Source organism: Sphingomonas sp. URHD0057, assembly GCF_000620665.1.
GTDB lineage: Bacteria > Pseudomonadota > Alphaproteobacteria > Sphingomonadales > Sphingomonadaceae > Sphingomicrobium.
The window spans coordinates 584,359-600,146 of sequence record NZ_KK211162.1 but is presented as its reverse complement, the minus strand read 5'-3'; the positions used below and the strand labels follow the sequence as shown (position 1 = coordinate 600,146).

At 65.9% G+C, this 15,788-nt stretch carries 15 protein-coding genes; 4 read left to right on the top strand and 11 right to left on the bottom strand.

Annotated features, from left to right (window positions below):
* Position 1: 1 nt before the first annotated feature.
* Positions 2–1,123, bottom strand: a complete 1,122-nt coding sequence (locus N539_RS0111815; protein ID WP_028970423.1) for an NAD(P) transhydrogenase subunit alpha — start codon at positions 1,121–1,123, stop codon at positions 2–4.
* Positions 1,124–1,139: 16 nt separating this feature from the next.
* Entirely contained in the window at positions 1,140–1,286 is a 147-nt protein-coding gene (locus N539_RS18620; RefSeq protein WP_156029918.1) for a hypothetical protein, read from the bottom strand.
* A 130-nt stretch (positions 1,287–1,416) separates the two neighbouring features.
* On the opposite strand from N539_RS18620, the gene N539_RS0111805 reads away from it, so the two are divergent.
* On the top strand, positions 1,417–2,853 hold the full coding sequence (locus tag N539_RS0111805) for a sigma-54-dependent transcriptional regulator (protein WP_028970422.1): 1,437 nt from the start codon (positions 1,417–1,419) through the stop codon (positions 2,851–2,853).
* Here the strand turns inward: N539_RS0111805 and folP are convergent.
* The 8 genes from folP to N539_RS0111765 form a co-directional block, all read right to left on the bottom strand.
* Complete coding sequence (folP, locus tag N539_RS0111800) at positions 2,850–3,920, bottom strand: dihydropteroate synthase (RefSeq protein ID WP_028970421.1); 1,071 nt, start codon at positions 3,918–3,920, stop codon at positions 2,850–2,852. The genes N539_RS0111805 and folP overlap by 4 nt on opposite strands.
* Positions 3,921–3,927: 7 nt before the next feature.
* Positions 3,928–5,064: a site-specific DNA-methyltransferase gene (locus N539_RS0111795; RefSeq protein ID WP_028970420.1), complete on the bottom strand. Its 1,137-nt coding sequence runs from the start codon at positions 5,062–5,064 to the stop codon at positions 3,928–3,930.
* 85 nt (positions 5,065–5,149) lie between these two features.
* On the bottom strand, positions 5,150–5,881 hold the full coding sequence (locus N539_RS16900) for a ribonuclease HII (RefSeq protein ID WP_081774335.1): 732 nt from the start codon (positions 5,879–5,881) through the stop codon (positions 5,150–5,152).
* A 93-nt stretch (positions 5,882–5,974) separates the two neighbouring features.
* A complete protein-coding gene (thiD, locus tag N539_RS0111785; RefSeq protein ID WP_028970419.1) occupies positions 5,975–7,153 on the bottom strand; it encodes a bifunctional hydroxymethylpyrimidine kinase/phosphomethylpyrimidine kinase in 1,179 nt (392 codons plus the stop codon).
* Positions 7,154–7,238: 85 nt separating this feature from the next.
* Positions 7,239–8,579: a phosphoglucosamine mutase gene (gene glmM, locus N539_RS0111780; protein WP_028970418.1), complete on the bottom strand. Its 1,341-nt coding sequence runs from the start codon at positions 8,577–8,579 to the stop codon at positions 7,239–7,241.
* 36 nt (positions 8,580–8,615) lie between these two features.
* Complete coding sequence (locus tag N539_RS0111775) at positions 8,616–10,004, bottom strand: amidohydrolase family protein (RefSeq protein ID WP_028970417.1); 1,389 nt, start codon at positions 10,002–10,004, stop codon at positions 8,616–8,618.
* Positions 10,001–11,401: an amidohydrolase gene (locus tag N539_RS0111770; RefSeq protein ID WP_028970416.1), complete on the bottom strand. Its 1,401-nt coding sequence runs from the start codon at positions 11,399–11,401 to the stop codon at positions 10,001–10,003. Before N539_RS0111770 ends, N539_RS0111775 begins: the two co-directional genes overlap by 4 nt.
* Entirely contained in the window at positions 11,388–13,202 is a 1,815-nt protein-coding gene (locus tag N539_RS0111765) for a peptide MFS transporter (RefSeq protein ID WP_028970415.1), read from the bottom strand. The genes N539_RS0111770 and N539_RS0111765 overlap by 14 nt, the downstream gene beginning before the upstream one ends.
* Before the next feature lie 108 nt (positions 13,203–13,310).
* On the opposite strand from N539_RS0111765, the gene N539_RS0111760 reads away from it, so the two are divergent.
* From N539_RS0111760 to N539_RS0111750, 3 genes are read left to right on the top strand one after another with little or no spacing between them, the layout of a single operon-like run.
* Positions 13,311–13,898, top strand: a complete 588-nt coding sequence (locus tag N539_RS0111760; RefSeq protein ID WP_028970414.1) for a nitroreductase family protein — start codon at positions 13,311–13,313, stop codon at positions 13,896–13,898.
* Positions 13,899–13,940: 42 nt separating this feature from the next.
* Complete coding sequence (locus N539_RS0111755; RefSeq protein ID WP_028970413.1) at positions 13,941–14,297, top strand: GntR family transcriptional regulator; 357 nt, start codon at positions 13,941–13,943, stop codon at positions 14,295–14,297.
* Positions 14,298–14,334: 37 nt separating this feature from the next.
* A complete protein-coding gene (locus N539_RS0111750) occupies positions 14,335–15,243 on the top strand; it encodes an L-threonylcarbamoyladenylate synthase (RefSeq protein WP_028970412.1) in 909 nt (302 codons plus the stop codon).
* Here N539_RS0111750 and msrA read toward each other — a convergent pair.
* Entirely contained in the window at positions 15,240–15,788 is a 549-nt protein-coding gene (msrA, locus tag N539_RS0111745) for a peptide-methionine (S)-S-oxide reductase MsrA (RefSeq protein ID WP_028970411.1), read from the bottom strand. The genes N539_RS0111750 and msrA overlap by 4 nt on opposite strands.

Sequence of the window (15,788 nt, the reverse complement as noted above, 5' to 3'; positions counted from 1 at the left end):
CCTAGCTCAGTCTCTCGTGGACGACTTTCCCGCCATGGGTCAGCCGGATGCCCTTGACCAGCTCATCGTCGTCCGGAAGCACGGGCTTGTTTTGGTCCTTTTCCCAGAAGGCCGAGAGGAAATTGTAGAGGTTGCGGGCAAACAGCGCGGAGGCGTCGGCGGCAAGGCTTCGCGCGAGGTTTGCGGCGCCGATGATCGTCACGCCATGTTTCTCGACGGTCTCGCCGGCAACCGTGCCTTCGACGTTCCCGCCGGCGCCCGCGGCCATGTCGACGATCACGCTTCCCGGCCGCATGCTCGCGATCTGCGCGTCGCTAATCAGGCGCGGCGCGGGCTTGCCTGGGATGAGCGCGGTGGTGATCACGATATCCTGCTTGGCGATATGGCCGGAGACCAGCTCGGCCTGAGCTTTCTGATACTCGGGCGACATTTCGGCCGCGTAGCCGCCGCTTCCCTCACCCTCAATGCCGGCGACATTCTCGACGAAGATCGGCTTGGCGCCGAGCGACTGGATCTGTTCCCTGGTCGCCGAGCGCACGTCCGTCGCGCTGACCTGGGCGCCCAGTCGCCGCGCGGTCGCGATCGCCTGCAATCCAGCGACCCCTACCCCCATGACGAACGCCTTGGCTGGGCTCACCGTGCCCGCGGCGGTCATCATCATCGGAAACGCACGCTTATAGGCATTGGCGGCATCGACGACCGCCTTGTAGCCGGCGAGGTTCGATTGCGACGAGAGGATGTCCATCGACTGGGCGCGCGTGATCCGCGGCATCCATTCCATCGCCAGCGCGTCGAGTCCGGCCTTGGCATAACCGTCGACCGCATCCCGCCGGCCCGCCGGATCGAGAGCGCCGACAAGGAGCGCTCCCGGCGCGGCCCCGGCCAGATCCTTGGCGTCCGGCCCGTTCACGCACAAAATGACGCCGGCGCCCTTAAGGACTTCCCCGCGATCACCGAGCTTGGCGCCTGCCGTCTCGAACTCGCTGTCCGGGATCGACGCGCCTGCGCCGGCGCCGCGCTCGACGGCGACCTCGGCGCCAAGCGCGACGAATTTCTTCACGGTCTCGGGGATTGCGGCGCAGCGGGTCTCGCCCGCCCCTTCCTTCAAAACCGCGATCTTCATCCCGTGTGTCAGACCGCTACAGGATCATCAGGACGATAAGCGCGATGACCAGGCAAATCCCGGCGCCCCATTTCAGCATGCTGATGAAGCGGGTGTAGTCGCGGACATGGATCGCGACGTCTTGCGTCGGAGGATTAACCAGCAGCGAGTCCTCGTCGGCCATGAACAGTCCCTTCGCGATTACGGTCGCAGGTCCATAACAAGCCGATGCGCGTCGCCCAAGCCCCGAACGCCGGTTGGCCTTTAAGGCGACCTTTACTCCTGTCCGGCTAGGCTTCGCCAAAGGGCCAGGCATGCGCGAACAACAGATCCGATCGCTACTCCTTCTCGACGCCAACGTCGACGAGCGCCGACTCGTCTCGGCGATCGCCTCGCGCGCGGGCTGGACCGTCATCGGCTCGGCCGACGCGGATGCCGCGGCCGCGCACCTCAAAGGTTCGCACGGGCGCGAGGTCCAGGCCGCTTTGCTCGGCAGCTGGAACAGCGATCAGGGTCCGGGCCTAATTGCGACTCTCCGCGCGCAACGAGCGACTCTTCCGGTGATTGTTCTTTCCAGCGGCAACAGCGTCGCCGACGCGGTCGAAGCGATGCAGGCGGGCGCATCGGACTTCCTCGTCCGCCCCGTCGCTCCGGAGCGGCTGATCGAGGCGCTCACCGCGAATTCCGACCGGCGCAAGGCCTCGGGCGAGCTCGCTCCGGTCTCGGAAAAGCTGGCCCCGGTGTTGTCGCTCGAGCAACTGGTCGGCGCGGCCCCGGAATTCCGAGCGGCGCTGGCGGTTGCCGCCAAGGCCGCGCGCAATCGCCTGCCGATCCTGATCCTCGGCGAGGCCGGGACGGGCAAGGAGACCCTGGCGCGCGCGATCCACGCCGCAAGCCTCCGCGCCAAAGGGCCGCTGCATTCGCTCGACTGCAAGGCGATTCCGGCGAACATCATCGACAGCGAGCTGTTCGGCCATGAGAAGGGCGCCTTCCCAGGCGCATTCGGGGCGAAAACCGGCCGCATCGTCCAGGCCGACGGCGGCACGCTCCTGCTCGACGACATTACCGCGCTTCCGGCCGAGACTCAGGAGATGCTCGACCGCGTGCTCGCGACCGGCGAGGTCCGGCCCGTCGGGCTCAACGGCAGCTACTCGGTCGACGTGCGCATCATCGCGACGGCCGGCCGCCCGCTGCCTGAGGATTTCAATGCCGGTCTCGCCGAGCGGATCGGTGCGACCACGGTTACCCTCCCGCCGCTGCGCGAGCGAAGCGGCGACATTCCCTCGCTCGCCCGTCACTTGCTCAACCGCCTTGCCGAGCAAACCGGGATGCGCACGCTGTCGATCGGCAATGACGCGCTCGCGCTGTTGATGCGCTACGGCTGGCCCGGCAACGTCCGCCAGCTCGCCGGCGTCCTCTTCCGCGCCGGCCTCCACTGCGACAGCGGATCGCTGACCGCCGAGCACTTCCCGCACATCGCGATCCAGTCTCGCTTCTCCGGACGGCGGACCGATTTCTCGCCGAGCATTAGCCATACGCGCAGCCAGGAGGCGCTCGCCGGCTCGCCGGGTATCACGCTGTACACGAGCGAAGGCCATCTGCGTCCGCTTGAGGAAATCGAAGCCGACATCATCCGGCTGGCGATCGGCCACTATCGTGGGCGCATGACCGAAGTCGCCCGGCGCCTCGGGATCGGCCGCTCGACGCTCTACCGCAAGCTCGGCGACCTCGGCATCGACACCGCCGCTTAGACCCGCGGCGTCAGCGCCTGGTCCCTGAGGCCGCGCCACACGCGGAACGCCTGGACCGTTTCAAAGACATCATGGGCGCGAACGATATGCGCGCCCTGCTCGGCCGCCTTCAGTGCGAAAGCGATGCTTCCGCCCAGGCGCCGATCGACCGGCGCTTCGCCCGATAGCGCGCCGATGGTCCGCTTGCGGCTGGCGCCAACGACCACCGGACAACCGAGCGAATGGAATAGTGCGAGGCCGTTCATCAGCTCGAGATTGTGCGCGACGTTCTTGCCGAAGCCGAAACCGGGATCGATGAGGATCTTGTCGCGCGAAATACCGGCGGCCTCGGCGGTTGCGACGCGTTCCTCGAGCCACAAATAGACCTCGACCAGGACATCGTCATACCGGGGGTCGTCCTGCATCGTTTCGGGCGCGCCCTTGTGATGCATCACGACCAGCGGGACGCCGGCCGCCGCGATGACCTCAGCCGCGCGATCGTCGTACGTGAGCGCCGACACGTCGTTGATCATTCGCGCGCCGGCTTCGAGCGCTGCCGTCATGACGTCAGACTTGCGCGTGTCCGCGGAGACCGCCGCGCCTGCGGCGGCGAGCTGGCGGATGACGGGCGCAATCCGCTCGATTTCGTCGCCTTCCCACACCGGCTTGGCCCCCGGCCGGGTCGATTCGCCGCCGACGTCGACGATCGCCGCGCCGTTCGCCATCATGTCCGCCCCCGCCTCGGCGGCGCTCGACGCATCGGGGAACTGGCCGCCGTCGGAAAAGCTGTCGGGCGTGACGTTGAGGATCGCCATCACCTGGGGCTGGTCGAGGCGGACGGTTCGCTCGCCAAGCGAGAGCGGAGCACCCGCGCTGGTCAGGGTCGTCCATTGACGTTCCAGGTCATTGTCGAAGCGCTTCTCGATCTCGGCCACCGGCAGCAGCTCGGCGGATACGCGGCGATTGCCGTCGATCCCGATCAGCTCGACCATTGCGAACCAGCTCAAGCCGCCAGCGAGGCGCGCGACCTTGCCGTCGTGTCCGAACGGCGAATCGACGAAGCCCGTCGGGCGGAGGAGCGTGCGCATGCCCGCGCTATAGTGCGGAGAGATATTGTTGACGCAAGGCATCGAGCGGCTGCAGCATCCCGCCCTGCTCGACATGCCAGAAGGTCCACCCATTGCACGACGGGGCGCCCTGCAGCGCCGCGCCGACCTGGTGGATCGACCCCGACTTTCCGACGCCGACGATGGAGCCGTCAGCCCGGACGCTCGCGCTCCACCGGCGCTTGCCGTCGATCAGCGCCGTTCCTGGCGGAATCAGCCCACTCTCAACGAGCGTTCCGAAAGCGACCCTCGGCTGCTCGCGCTTGTCGGGTACCGTCTGCATCGCGCTTTCATCGAGTGGGAGGGTTGAAGCGATGCGTTCCCGAGCGACCTTCACATAGGCCGTTTCGCGCTCAATCCCGATCCAGCGACGGCCGAGCCGCCGCGCCACCGCGCCGGTTGTGCCGGTCCCGAAAAAGGGATCGAGCACGACATCCCCCGGCTTGGTGCAGGCGAGCAGGATCCGGTACAGCAAGGCCTCGGGCTTCTGGGTTGGATGCGCCTTGGCGCCGTCGGCGCCTTTGACCCGCTCGGGCCCGGCGCAGATCGGCAGATACCAGTCCGAGCGCATCTGCAGGTCTTCGTTGAGCGCCTTCATCGCGCGGTAGTTGAAGGTGTAGCGCGCCTTCTCGTCCTTGGCGCACCACAGCAGCGTCTCGTGGGCGTTGGTGAAGCGCGTGCCCCGGAAATTCGGCATCGGGTTCGACTTGCGCCAGACGATGTCGTTGAGGATCCAGAATTCCGCGTCCTGAAGCAGGGCCCCGACGCGATAGATGTTGTGATAGCTGCCGATCACCCAGATCGTGCCGGTGTCCTTGAGGATGCGCCGCGCTTGCTCGAGCCAGTCGCGGGTGAAATTGTCGTAAGTGGCCAGGCTGTCGAACTTGTCCCAATCGTCGTCGACGGCATCGACGCGCGCGCCCTCGGGCCGGAACAGGTCGCCGCCGAGCTGCAGATTGTAAGGCGGATCGGCGAAGATCATGTCGACCGAGCGGTCGGGCAGCTTCGACATCTCGTCGATGCAATCGCCCTGGATGATGACGTTGAAGGGCAGGATTTCGCGCGGCCCAATCGCTTTTGGCCGCAACGAGCCCTGCCCTTCCGCAATGCGGGACACGAGATTCATTCGGACACTGCCCCCCTTCGAACGAACGAAGGTGAGTCAGGCGGGACTCGCGGTCAAGCGAAGAAGCGTTAACGAAAGCCTACAGCTAGGCAGCCGAGCGTGGCTGTTCCACAAGATGTTGAGTCTGCGCCACCGGCCCGGACTCAACTGCTGGTGGGTGTGGCGCAAAGGACTCGCCCGTCCCGATTTCGGTGAAGACCAGCTCAGGCTGCGCTTTCCGCGCCTCGATCTCGCGCACCAGGCCGAAGCTGCGGCGGTGGAGCGGAGTCAATCCGATGTCGTTGATTGCGCGGCGATGGTCGGGAGTCGGATAGCCGCGGTTATGCTCCCAGCCGTAGCCCGGATACTGGTTCGCATAGTCCACCATCATGCGATCGCGGGTGACCTTGGCGATAATCGAGGCGGCCGCGATCGAGCGGCATTTGGCGTCGCCGTCGACGATTGCCTTGGACGGCCGCTGCCACCGCGGCGTCGCATTGCCGTCCACCAACACCCATGCCGGCTCGAGCCCCAGCGCCTCGACCGCTCGCGTCATCGCCAGCATTCGCGCCCAGTAGATGTTGATGCTGTCGATCTCTTCGACCGTGGCGATGCCGACGCCCCAGGCGGCGCATTTGACCAGCCGTTTGTAGATCGCCTCGCGCTTGGCGAGCGGGAGGTTCTTCGAATCGTCGATCCCGCGTGGGAAGCTGTCGCGGTTCAGGATGCAGGCGCCGGCGACGACAGGGCCCGCGAGCGGCGCACAGCCCGCCTCGTCGACGCCGGCAAGCGGCTGCGGGTAATCGAGCTCGAGCTTGAAAGAGCAGCGCCGGGGCATAACGCCTTTATTCGTCATTCCCGCAAAAGCGGGAACCCAGTTTTTTGCCTTTTGCTGGGTCCCCGCTTTCGCGGGGATGACGAAATGTGTGGATTAGTCTTGCATCCGCCACGGCGGAAAGCGCCGTGCCTCACCCGCCTTGTAGAGGAAGATGATGTTGCCGTCGGGGTCCCGCAGCCGCGCCTCGCGCCACATCCATGGTTGGTTTCGCGGCCCATGCTCGAACGCCAGCCCGCTCCGCGCCAGCTGCTCCACCCGCTCGTCGAGATCATCGCACTCGAGATAGACCGCGGTGGTCGCGACGATTGTCTCGTCCGGGTCGATCTGAACCGAAAAGGTCGCGCCGCCGGCGGTCTCGAATCGCGCATAGTCGGGCGGATTGTCGACGATCTGCTTCAGGCCCAGCTTGCGATAGAATTCCACCGAGCGCTGATAATCGGTGCCGGTCACCGTCACCTGGTTGAGCCGCGGCCCGGTTCCGGCGTCGAGCCGGACTCGCTGTTGGCCCATGGGTCCTGCGCCACGCCCCAGGCCCGGCGCCTCGTAGAGCGCGACCCGGACGAACTCGCGCGCTCGCGCGACTGCGTCGGCGAGGCTCGATCCTTCCGCAAGAAACAGCGCGATCGCGCTCGCCAGCGTGCACCCGGTCCCGTGCGTGCTGGTGGTGTCGATCCGCTGCCCCTGCCAGCTGGTCATGTTGTCGGTCTCGATCAGCGCGTCGGCGAGCGCATCGCCTTCCTCGTGCCCGCCTTTGATCAGCACCGCGCATCCGTGCACCCCAACGAGGTGAAGCGCGGCGGCCACGGGATCGTCTTCGGACGTCAGCCGCTGGAGTTCCGGCAGATTGGGCGTGGCGATGGTCGCCACATCCATGAGCTTCCCGAACGCCGCGACGGTCGCATCATCGGCCAGGGCAGCACCGCTGGTCGCCACCATCACCGGATCAAAAACGATCGGGATGCCCGGCCGCTCATCCTTGAGCCGCTCGAGCCGCGCCGCGACCTGGGTCGCGGCAAAGGCGCTGCCGATCATTCCAATCTTGACCGCGTCGACGCCGATATCGTCGATAACCGCATCGATCTGCGCGAGGATGGTCTCGGCAGGAACAGGATGGACCGCGGTCACACCGGTCGTGTTCTGAGCGGTGATAGCGGTTACGGCGGTCATTGCATGGCCGCCGAGCATGGTGATCGTCTTGATGTCGGCCTGAATCCCCGCGCCCCCGCCCGAGTCCGAGCCGGCGATGATCAGGATACGCGCGGTCGAGGCCATACGAGCTGCCTTCGACCCGCTCCCCGGGGCGAAGTTTTCCATGTGCACGGTAACGTCGTTTGGCCGACAATTACGAATAAAAGGTTCACGCCGCGGCCTGCACAGCCTCGCAGATGTCGTCGACGACGCGCTCGACCAGCGCCGGATCGTCGCCCTCGGCCATGACGCGGATCAGCGGCTCGGTCCCCGATTTGCGGATGAGCAACCGTCCCTTGCCCTCGAGCTCGGCCTCTGCCGCCGCGATGCGCTTGCGAACGCTGTCCGCCTCCAGCGGCTCACTGCCGGTCCCGAAGCGAACGTTCTTCAACAGCTGCGGAAGTGGCTCGAACTGGCGCAGAAGCTCGCTTGCCGGCGCCTTGGCTTCGACCAGGGCCGCAAGAACCTGCAGACCGGCCACCAAGCCGTCGCCGGTCGTCGCATGGTCGGCAAGGATGATGTGCCCCGACTGCTCGCCGCCGACATTGCAGCCGCTCTTGCGCATCTCCTCGAGCACGTAGCGGTCGCCGACCTGCGTGCGCACGAGCTTAAGGCCGGCCTGATCGAGCGTCCGCTCGAGCCCGAGGTTGGACATGACCGTGGCGACCACCGCGCCGCCCTTGAGCTCGCCGCGGCGGTGCAAGCCGAGCGCGATCAGCGCCATCAGCTGGTCGCCGTCGACCAGCTGGCCCTTCTCGTCCGCGACGAGCAGGCGGTCCGCATCACCATCCAGCGCTAATCCGATATCCGCCCCGCTCGCCACAACGGTTTCGCGCAGCAGTTCTGGGTGGGTTGAGCCGCAACCATCATTGATGTTGAGGCCGTCCGGCTCGACCCCGAGCGGGATGACCTCCGCCCCCAGCTCCCACAAAGTGTCGGGGGCGACATGATACGCCGCGCCATTGGCGCAATCGACGACGATCTTGAGGCCGTCGAGCCGTAATTGCTCGGGGAACGTGTCCTTGGCGAACTGGACGTAGCGCCCGCGGGCGTCGTCGATGCGCCGCGCGCGGCCGATCGCGGCCGACTTGGCGAGCTTCGGCTCCTGCTCCATCCGCTTTTCGATCGCCCGCTCGGTGTCGTCGCTGAGCTTGTAACCGTCGGGCCCGAACAGCTTGATGCCATTGTCGGCGAACGGGTTGTGCGAGGCGGAGATCATCACCCCGAGGTCCGCGCGCATCGATCGCGTCAGCATCGCCACCGCCGGCGTCGGCATCGGACCGAGCAGGACGACGTCCATACCGACGCTGGTGAAGCCGGCAACCATCGCCGATTCCATCATGTAGCCCGAGAGACGCGTGTCCTTGCCGATCACCACGCGGTGGCGGTGATCCCCGCGCAGGAAATGCGCGCCCGCCGCCATCCCGACGCGCAGCGCCGTCTGCGCCGTCATCGGCTCGGCGTTGGTCGTGCCGCGGATGCCGTCGGTCCCGAAGAATTTGCGCGTCATGCGGCCCTCATAGCCGTCATTGCGAGCCGCGCGAAGCTAGTGCCGGTATGCCTCCGGCAGGTCGCGGCGCGGGAGGTAACGATAGCGCTCAAGCAGGCGCGTCTGGTGGGTGTCGAGCGGCTGGCGCACACCGTCGATGTACACTTGCTCGGCCGCGCTTGCGCCCTCGAGCGGGTCGCCCGACCAGATCACGAGGTCGGCGCGCCGGCCCGGTGTGAGGCTGCCCAGTTCGGCGCTCATGCCGATCGCCTGGGCGGGCTTCGAGGTGATCATCGCCAGCGCCTGGCCCCAGCTTACGCCGGCTGCGCCGGGGATTTTCTGGAGGGCGACGAGGTTGCCCGCATACTGCCGCTCCATGAACAGATTCCGCGTGTCGTTGTCGTCGATCATCCCGATCGACACATCCACGCCGGCGGAGCGCATGCGGCCGACGTTGGACTGTGTCGCGGCGAGCTGTTCGAACGTCGCGGGAAGGTCATTCACCGCGGAGGCGATCACCGGAACGCCCGAGCGGGCGATCTGCTCGGCCACCGTCCACCCCTCGCTCGCGCCGACCAGCACCAGCTTTAGCGACGGGAACTCCCGCTTCAACGAAAGCACCTGCAGGATATCGCTCGCCCGCTCGACATGGACCAGCAGATACTGGCGCCCCTGCAACACGGGCACGAGCGCTGCCGCATCGAAGCGGGTCAGAAGGATGTCCTCGCTGCGCCGCGCATCGGGCCCGTAGACCCGCGATTCATTGGGATCGCGGACGACCGGGCGGTCGAGCTCGCTCGGCGCTTCGCCGGTCGGCCCGGCAATTGCGGGTGCGTAGCGGCGCAGCTCGGCCGCCTCGCGCAGCGCGTTACGGAAGAAGACGTGCGCCGAGCCGCGCGATCCACCGGCCTTCTCGGCGCCGCTCTGGCCAAGCTCGACGAACTGGAACTTCCGCGCCGCCGTCACCGGGCTCATGTCCGCGCCAGTGTCGATCACGGCCCCCTGCCCGCCGAAGATGCTGCGGCCGGCCTGCGGCACGACGATGGCGCGGGTCACGCCATCGGCGCGATTGACGGCGATCGTCGTATCGTGCGGATTGACCTCGGTCGACGCATCGATCGCAGCGCTGAACGGGCCATTCGCGGTCGTGTCGTCGGCGCCCTCGGCTGCGAGGTCGACGTCGGCCAAGCCGAGGCGGGAGAAGCCGGCGATGATCCCCGGAGTCACCCACTTGCCGGTCGCATCGATGACCGGCGTGCCGGCGGGAAGCTTCATCCGGACGTCGCCGGCGGCGACCACGCGGCCGTCGCTGACCACGACCATCCCGTTGGGGATGGGTTCCGAACCATCGCCAAGCGCGACCGTCGCGCCGGTGATGGCGAAGGTCTGCGCAGCGGCGGGAGCGGCGGCGGCCAGCATCAGCGCGGCAAGCGTCCGGCGGATCATTTGGTGTCTCCCTCGCCGGGCTGGCCGAGCTCGAAGTCGCTCACCGGCCGCTTCTTGGGATCGTTGGCATCATACATTTCGGCGCCGTCGATCCACACCTGCGCGGGCCGCGAATAATCGCTGAACGGGTCGCCGTTCCACAGAACCACGTCGGCCATCTTGCCGGGTGTCAGCGTTCCGGTCCGATCGAGAATGCCGAGCGCCTTGGCCGGGTTGCGGCTGAGCCATTCCCAGGCGACCGCTTCGGACAGCCCGGGGATTCCCGCGCGGATACCGTCGGCCAGTGCCTTCGACGCCTCCTGGTTCAGGCGCTGGATGTAATTGGCGTCATCGGAGTGGACGATCGCGCAGGCCCCGGCGTTCTGGACCAGCGGGATGTTCTCCTTGATCGCGTCGTAGGATTCCATCTTGAAGCCGTACCAGTCGGCCCACATCACCGCGCAAATGTCGTTGGCGGCGAGGAGATCGGCGATCTTGTACGCCTCGACCGCGTGGTGGAACGCGGTAATGTGATAGCCGAACTCCTTCGACATATCGATCATGTTGGCCATTTCGTCGGCGCGGTAGCAGTGGTTCTGGACCAGGATCTTGCCGTCGAGCACGCCCTTCAGCGTCTCCATCGCGAGGTCGCGCTCGGGCATGTCGCCGCCCTTCGCGTAATATTTGTCCCACTTGCGCTTATAGGCGACCGCCTTGATCCATACTTCGCGGGCGTAAGCGATGTTGCCCATGCGGGTCTGCGGCATGCTGCCCTTCGACCCATAGACCCGCTTCGGGTTCTCGCCGCACGCCATCTTCAGCCCATAGGGCGCGCCGGGGAACTTCATTCCCTGTGCCGTCCGCGCCGGCACGTTCTTGAGTACCACCGAGCGCCCGCCGAACAGGTTCGCCGAGCCGGGCAGGATCTGCAGCGTGGTCACGCCCCCGTTGACCAGCGCGCGCGAAAAGCCCGGGTCCTGCGGCCAGACGCTGTGCTCTGCCCACACTTCGGGCCGCGCCGGCGATGTTGCTTCATTGCCATCGGAATTCGCCGACACGCCGGGCGAGGGATAATCGCCGAGGTGGCTGTGGACATCGATGATGCCGGGCGTAACGAACTTGCCCGTCCCGTCGATCTCGCGCGCTCCAGCAGGTGGCGCGAGCTCCGGCCCGCCAACGGCGGCGATCGCGCCGTCGGCAAAGACGATCGTGCCATCGTTGATTTGCTGACCATCGCCGGTGAACACGGTGGCGTGCCGGATAACTGTCGGGACGCCGGGGTAGCGAACGTAGGTCGAGGGATAAGGGTCTTCGTTGATGCGGATGGCTGCGGCGGGCTTCGGCGGCGGGTTGAGCGCCGCACAGCCCGACACGAGCATCGCCGCGGCGAGCGCGGCTGAACCCCTATTTGACACCATGCATCCACTTCTGCAGCGGCCAGGAGAGCAGAAAGAGCAGCACGCCAAGGCCGATCGCAATCCACGCGATCGTCGTGAACGTCGCGAGATAGGTATCGAGGCTGACCTTGAGGTTGGTTACCTGCCCGCCGACGGTCTCGACGCTCGCGAACTGGGCGACGACACCTGCGAAATATTGCGCGACGGAGATCGACAGGAACCACACGCCCATCATCAGTCCGACGATGCGCGCGATCGACAGCTTGGTGATCATGCTAAGGCCGACCGGCGAAATGCAAAGCTCGGCGATCGAATGGATGACGTACAAGCCGGCAAGCCACCACAGCCCCACCTTGAAGTCAGAACCCGCGAACGTAGCGCCCCAAACAAGGAACAAGAAGCCGACGCCGACGCCGACCAGCGCCAGCGCGAACTTGACCGGGATCGACGGCTCGAGATTGCGCTTGGCCAGCACACCCCAGAGGATGCTCATCAACGGTGCCAGAACCACGATCGATATCGGATTGAAGTTCTGCGTCTGCGGAGCGGAGATTTCGAACCAGCCGAAGACCGAGCGATCGGTGTTGCGGTCGGCGAACAACGTCAGCGACGAGCCGGCCTGCTCGAACAGGGTCCAGAAGACGACGTTGAACACGATCAGCACCATCGCCGCGACCATCATCTGGAATTCGGTGCGGGTGCCCTTGGCGTACGACCAGATCAGGATTCCGGGAACACCTAGGAGGAAGGTGCCAAACAGCAGTTTGCCCATCAGCGACAATGACAGGATGTAGCCGATCAGACCCGATCCAGGCTCCGGCTCCGGCGAGTTCATGAGATTCATGAAGAGAAAGACAAAGACGGGAATGGCAAGGATCGCGAGGCCGTAAATGATCAGCGCTTTGTCGCCTCCCTCGCGCGTCGGCGTCTCACCGTAGCCGGTAAGTCGCCCGCCATCGAACTGCATCAGCAAATAGCTGACCAGCATGCCGATGCCGGCGAGCGAAAAACCCGCCCACCAGCCGAGCCATTCGGCCAGAATCGGACAGAAGAACTGGCCAAGGATCGAGCCCAGATTGATGCCCATGTAGAAAATCGTGAAGCCGGCATCACGGCGGCGGTCACCTTGGTCGTAGAGCGCTCCGACCATGGTCGAGATATTCGGCTTGAAGAATCCGTTGCCGACCGAGATCGTGGACAGAGCGATCAGCAGGATGGCGATGAGCATCGGGCTCTTGTCGCTCTCGTCCTGCATTCCGCCCTTGGGCAAGGTGCGTGCGACATGCCCGTCGGCAGCGAGCAGGCTGATGCTGCCGTCATTATTGCCTTGAACTTTAAGCCGCTCGCCCGAGGGCTGGGCGATGTAGCGCGCCTCGTTGGCAGCGCTGCTTGGCCGATCGCGGAAATTGTCGATCTGAACTTCGTAGCGCTGACCGTCGATGACCGCGTAGGGCTTCGACGGCTGTCCCCCGAACGCGAGGGTCAGATAGCCGATCGCCATCAGGATCGCGCCGAATTTCACAGACCGTTTCGATCCGAGATACTGGTCGGCGATGAACCCGCCGATGAGCGGCGTCAGGTAAACCAGCGCGGTATAGCCGCCATAAAGGCCAGTGGCGGCGTGATCGCCGAGAACGAAATGCTTGGTGAGGTAGAGCGTCAGCAGCGCCCGCATGCCGTAATAGCCGAAACGCTCCCACATCTCGGTAGTGAACAGCCGCGCGAGCTGGCGCGGATGGCCGAACCATTCGCCCTTCCTGGCGGGATTCTCGTGGCTGATGTCGGGCGAGCCCGGTTCTTCGATTGCCGGCGTGTCGACCATCTTACTCTCCCCAGAGTGCCCCAGCCGAGGCGAGGCGCACCCTAACGGGCAAAATGCACTTGTGAAGCCGATTGTTGCGGCACCGCGCCGCCGCTATGCGCCCCGTCGATGCTCAACGACCGTTCGACGATCCTTTCGCTGCTCGAGACGCGACGATCCGGCAAGCCGCGCGAGCTCGTCGGCCCCGGCCCAACTCCCGAGGAGCTGGAACGGATCCTGACGATCGCGGCGCGGATTCCGGACCATGGCGCGCTGACGCCGTGGCGCTTCGTCACCGTCGCAGACGATCAGCGCGACGCGCTTGCAGCACTACTGCTGAAGGCGCTGGAGGAGGACAATTCCGAGGCAACCGCCGCCCATCGCGAGAAAGAGATCAACTTCGCTCATTATCAGGGCCAGCTGGTCGTGCTGGTGTCGGCGCCGGTCGAAGGCCACAAAATCCCAGTCTGGGAGCAGCAATTGTCGAGCGGCGCCGCGGGAATGAACCTGCTGCTCGCCGCCCACGCGCTCGGCTATGTCGCGGGTTGGGTGACCGGCTGGCGCGCCTATTCCGAGACGGTGCGCGCGGCATTCTGCGGTCCGGGCGAGCGAATTGCCGGGTTCATCTTTGTCGGGCACCCCAGCCGTGAGCTGGATGACCGCGAACGGCCGGATCTGCAAGCGGTCGCACAAGCCTGGACGCCGCCGGAGCGCTGATTATTCGATTGAATTTCCTGCGCAGCGCTGTATTATTACAGCATGACGCTCGGGAAGCAGCATGAGAAGCCGGTTTACGTCCGCCTCCGCGAGACGATTGCCGATGCGATTCTCGCCGGAAAATTCAGCGACGGCGACCCGCTGCCGTCGGTGCGTGCGCTGGCCGCCGAGGAGCAGGCCAACCCGCTGACAGTCGCCAAGGCCTACCAGGGTTTCCAGGACGAAGGCCTGATCGTGGTCAAGCGGGGCGTCGGCATGTTCGTTGCGCCGGGCGCCCGCGCGCGGCTGCGCGATTCCGAACGCTCGCGCTTCCTCAAGGAGGAATGGCCGGAGGTCCGGGCGCGCATGAATCGCCTTGGAATTGACCCCGCCGGCCTGATCGAGCGCGAACGCGCCTGATATTTCCGCAGCGGCCGGAATCCTCTAGCCGCGTCCGATGAAGACGCGGGTCCTTCCTTTTAACGACAGGAGCATTGCCGAGGCCGCCCGGCTGATCCTCGCCGGCGAGCCCGTCGCGATTCCTACGGAGACGGTTTACGGGCTCGCCGCCGACGCCACGAATGCGCAAGCCGTCGCCCGCATCTACGAGGCGAAAGGCAGGCCGAGCTTCAACCCGCTGATCGTTCATGTGATGGACCGCGCGTCCGCCGAGCGCATCGGCGTCTTCGACCAGCAGGCACGGGCGCTCGCCGATGAATATTGGCCGGGGCCGTTGACCCTGGTGGTACCGCTTCGCGCCGACGCGGCCATCGCGTCGATCGTAACCGCGGGACTGCCGACGGTGGGACTCCGGGTCTCATCGCATCCGGCGATGCAGGCTTTGCTCCGCGCCTCCGGCCGCCCGCTCGCGGCGCCGTCGGCCAATGCCAGCGGATCGATCAGCCCAACCCGCGCCGAGCACGTCGTAAAGAGCCTCGGCGGGCGAATTCCGCTGGTTATCGACGCCGGCGCCACGGAGCGCGGCCTGGAATCGACAATCGTCGCCGCGACCGGCGGTCCGTTGCGGCTGCTTCGGCGCGGACCGATCGAAATCGCCGCCGAACAGGCTGCCGGGCCGACGATCGAGGCGCCGGGTCAGCTCGCGAGTCACTATGCCCCGTCCAAGCCGCTCAGACTCAACGCCGAGACGGCCGAACCCGGTGAATTTCTGATCGGCTACGGCCCGATTGCCGGGCACTCGACGCTGACCGCGTCGGGCGACCTCGTCCAAGCCGCCGCAAAACTGTTCGAGCTGCTCCATCAGGCCGACGCCTCGCGCTTTGCTGGTATCGCGGTAGCTCCGGTCCCGGATCAGGGGCTCGGCGCCGCGATCAACGACCGCCTGCGGCGCGCCGCCGCCGTTTAAGCGGTCGCGGCCGCGCTCTTCGCACGTGCCTGGAAGCTTTTACGCAACTTCTGCAGCTTGGGTGGGATCACGGCGATGCAATAAGGGTTTCGCTGGCCCTCGTTCGCCCAATAGTCCTGGTGGTAGTTCTCGGCCGGATACCATTCGCCCAAAGGCTCGATCGCAGTGACGATGCGGTCGCCATGGTCGGCGTTGTTCCGCTCTATCGCGGCCTTCGCCTTCGCCTCCTGCTCCGCGTTCAGCGGGAAGATCGCCGAACGATATTGAGTGCCGACGTCGTTGCCCTGGCGGTTGAGCTGGGTCGGATCGTGGGTGGCGAAGAAGATGTCGAGCAGGTCATCGTAGCTCAACTGCTCATTGTCGAAGGTCACGCGGATCGCTTCGGCATGCCCGGTGTCGCCGCCGCATACCTGCTTGTAGGTGGGATTGGCGATCGTGCCGCCGGTATAGCCGCTCTCGACCGATTTGACCCCGACAACGTCGAGGAACACCGCCTCGGTGCACCAGAAGCATCCGCCCGCGAGGATTGCGATTTCGTCGGCCAT

Coding starts and splice junctions, on each gene's coding strand:
- N539_RS0111815 (WP_028970423.1), bottom strand. CDS start 1,123: ATGAAGATCGCGGTTTTGAAGGAAGGGGCGGGCGAGACCCGCTGCGCC.
- N539_RS18620 (WP_156029918.1), bottom strand. CDS start 1,286: ATGGCCGACGAGGACTCGCTGCTGGTTAATCCTCCGACGCAAGACGTC.
- N539_RS0111805 (WP_028970422.1), top strand. CDS start 1,417: ATGCGCGAACAACAGATCCGATCGCTACTCCTTCTCGACGCCAACGTC.
- folP (WP_028970421.1), bottom strand. CDS start 3,920: ATGCGCACGCTCCTCCGCCCGACGGGCTTCGTCGATTCGCCGTTCGGA.
- N539_RS0111795 (WP_028970420.1), bottom strand. CDS start 5,064: ATGAATCTCGTGTCCCGCATTGCGGAAGGGCAGGGCTCGTTGCGGCCA.
- N539_RS16900 (WP_081774335.1), bottom strand. CDS start 5,881: ATGCCCCGGCGCTGCTCTTTCAAGCTCGAGCTCGATTACCCGCAGCCG.
- thiD (WP_028970419.1), bottom strand. CDS start 7,153: ATGGCCTCGACCGCGCGTATCCTGATCATCGCCGGCTCGGACTCGGGC.
- glmM (WP_028970418.1), bottom strand. CDS start 8,579: ATGACGCGCAAATTCTTCGGGACCGACGGCATCCGCGGCACGACCAAC.
- N539_RS0111775 (WP_028970417.1), bottom strand. CDS start 10,004: ATGATCCGCCGGACGCTTGCCGCGCTGATGCTGGCCGCCGCCGCTCCC.
- N539_RS0111770 (WP_028970416.1), bottom strand. CDS start 11,401: ATGGTGTCAAATAGGGGTTCAGCCGCGCTCGCCGCGGCGATGCTCGTG.
- N539_RS0111765 (WP_028970415.1), bottom strand. CDS start 13,202: ATGGTCGACACGCCGGCAATCGAAGAACCGGGCTCGCCCGACATCAGC.
- N539_RS0111760 (WP_028970414.1), top strand. CDS start 13,311: ATGCTCAACGACCGTTCGACGATCCTTTCGCTGCTCGAGACGCGACGA.
- N539_RS0111755 (WP_028970413.1), top strand. CDS start 13,941: ATGACGCTCGGGAAGCAGCATGAGAAGCCGGTTTACGTCCGCCTCCGC.
- N539_RS0111750 (WP_028970412.1), top strand. CDS start 14,335: ATGAAGACGCGGGTCCTTCCTTTTAACGACAGGAGCATTGCCGAGGCC.
- msrA (WP_028970411.1), bottom strand. CDS start 15,788: ATGGCCGACGAAATCGCAATCCTCGCGGGCGGATGCTTCTGGTGCACC.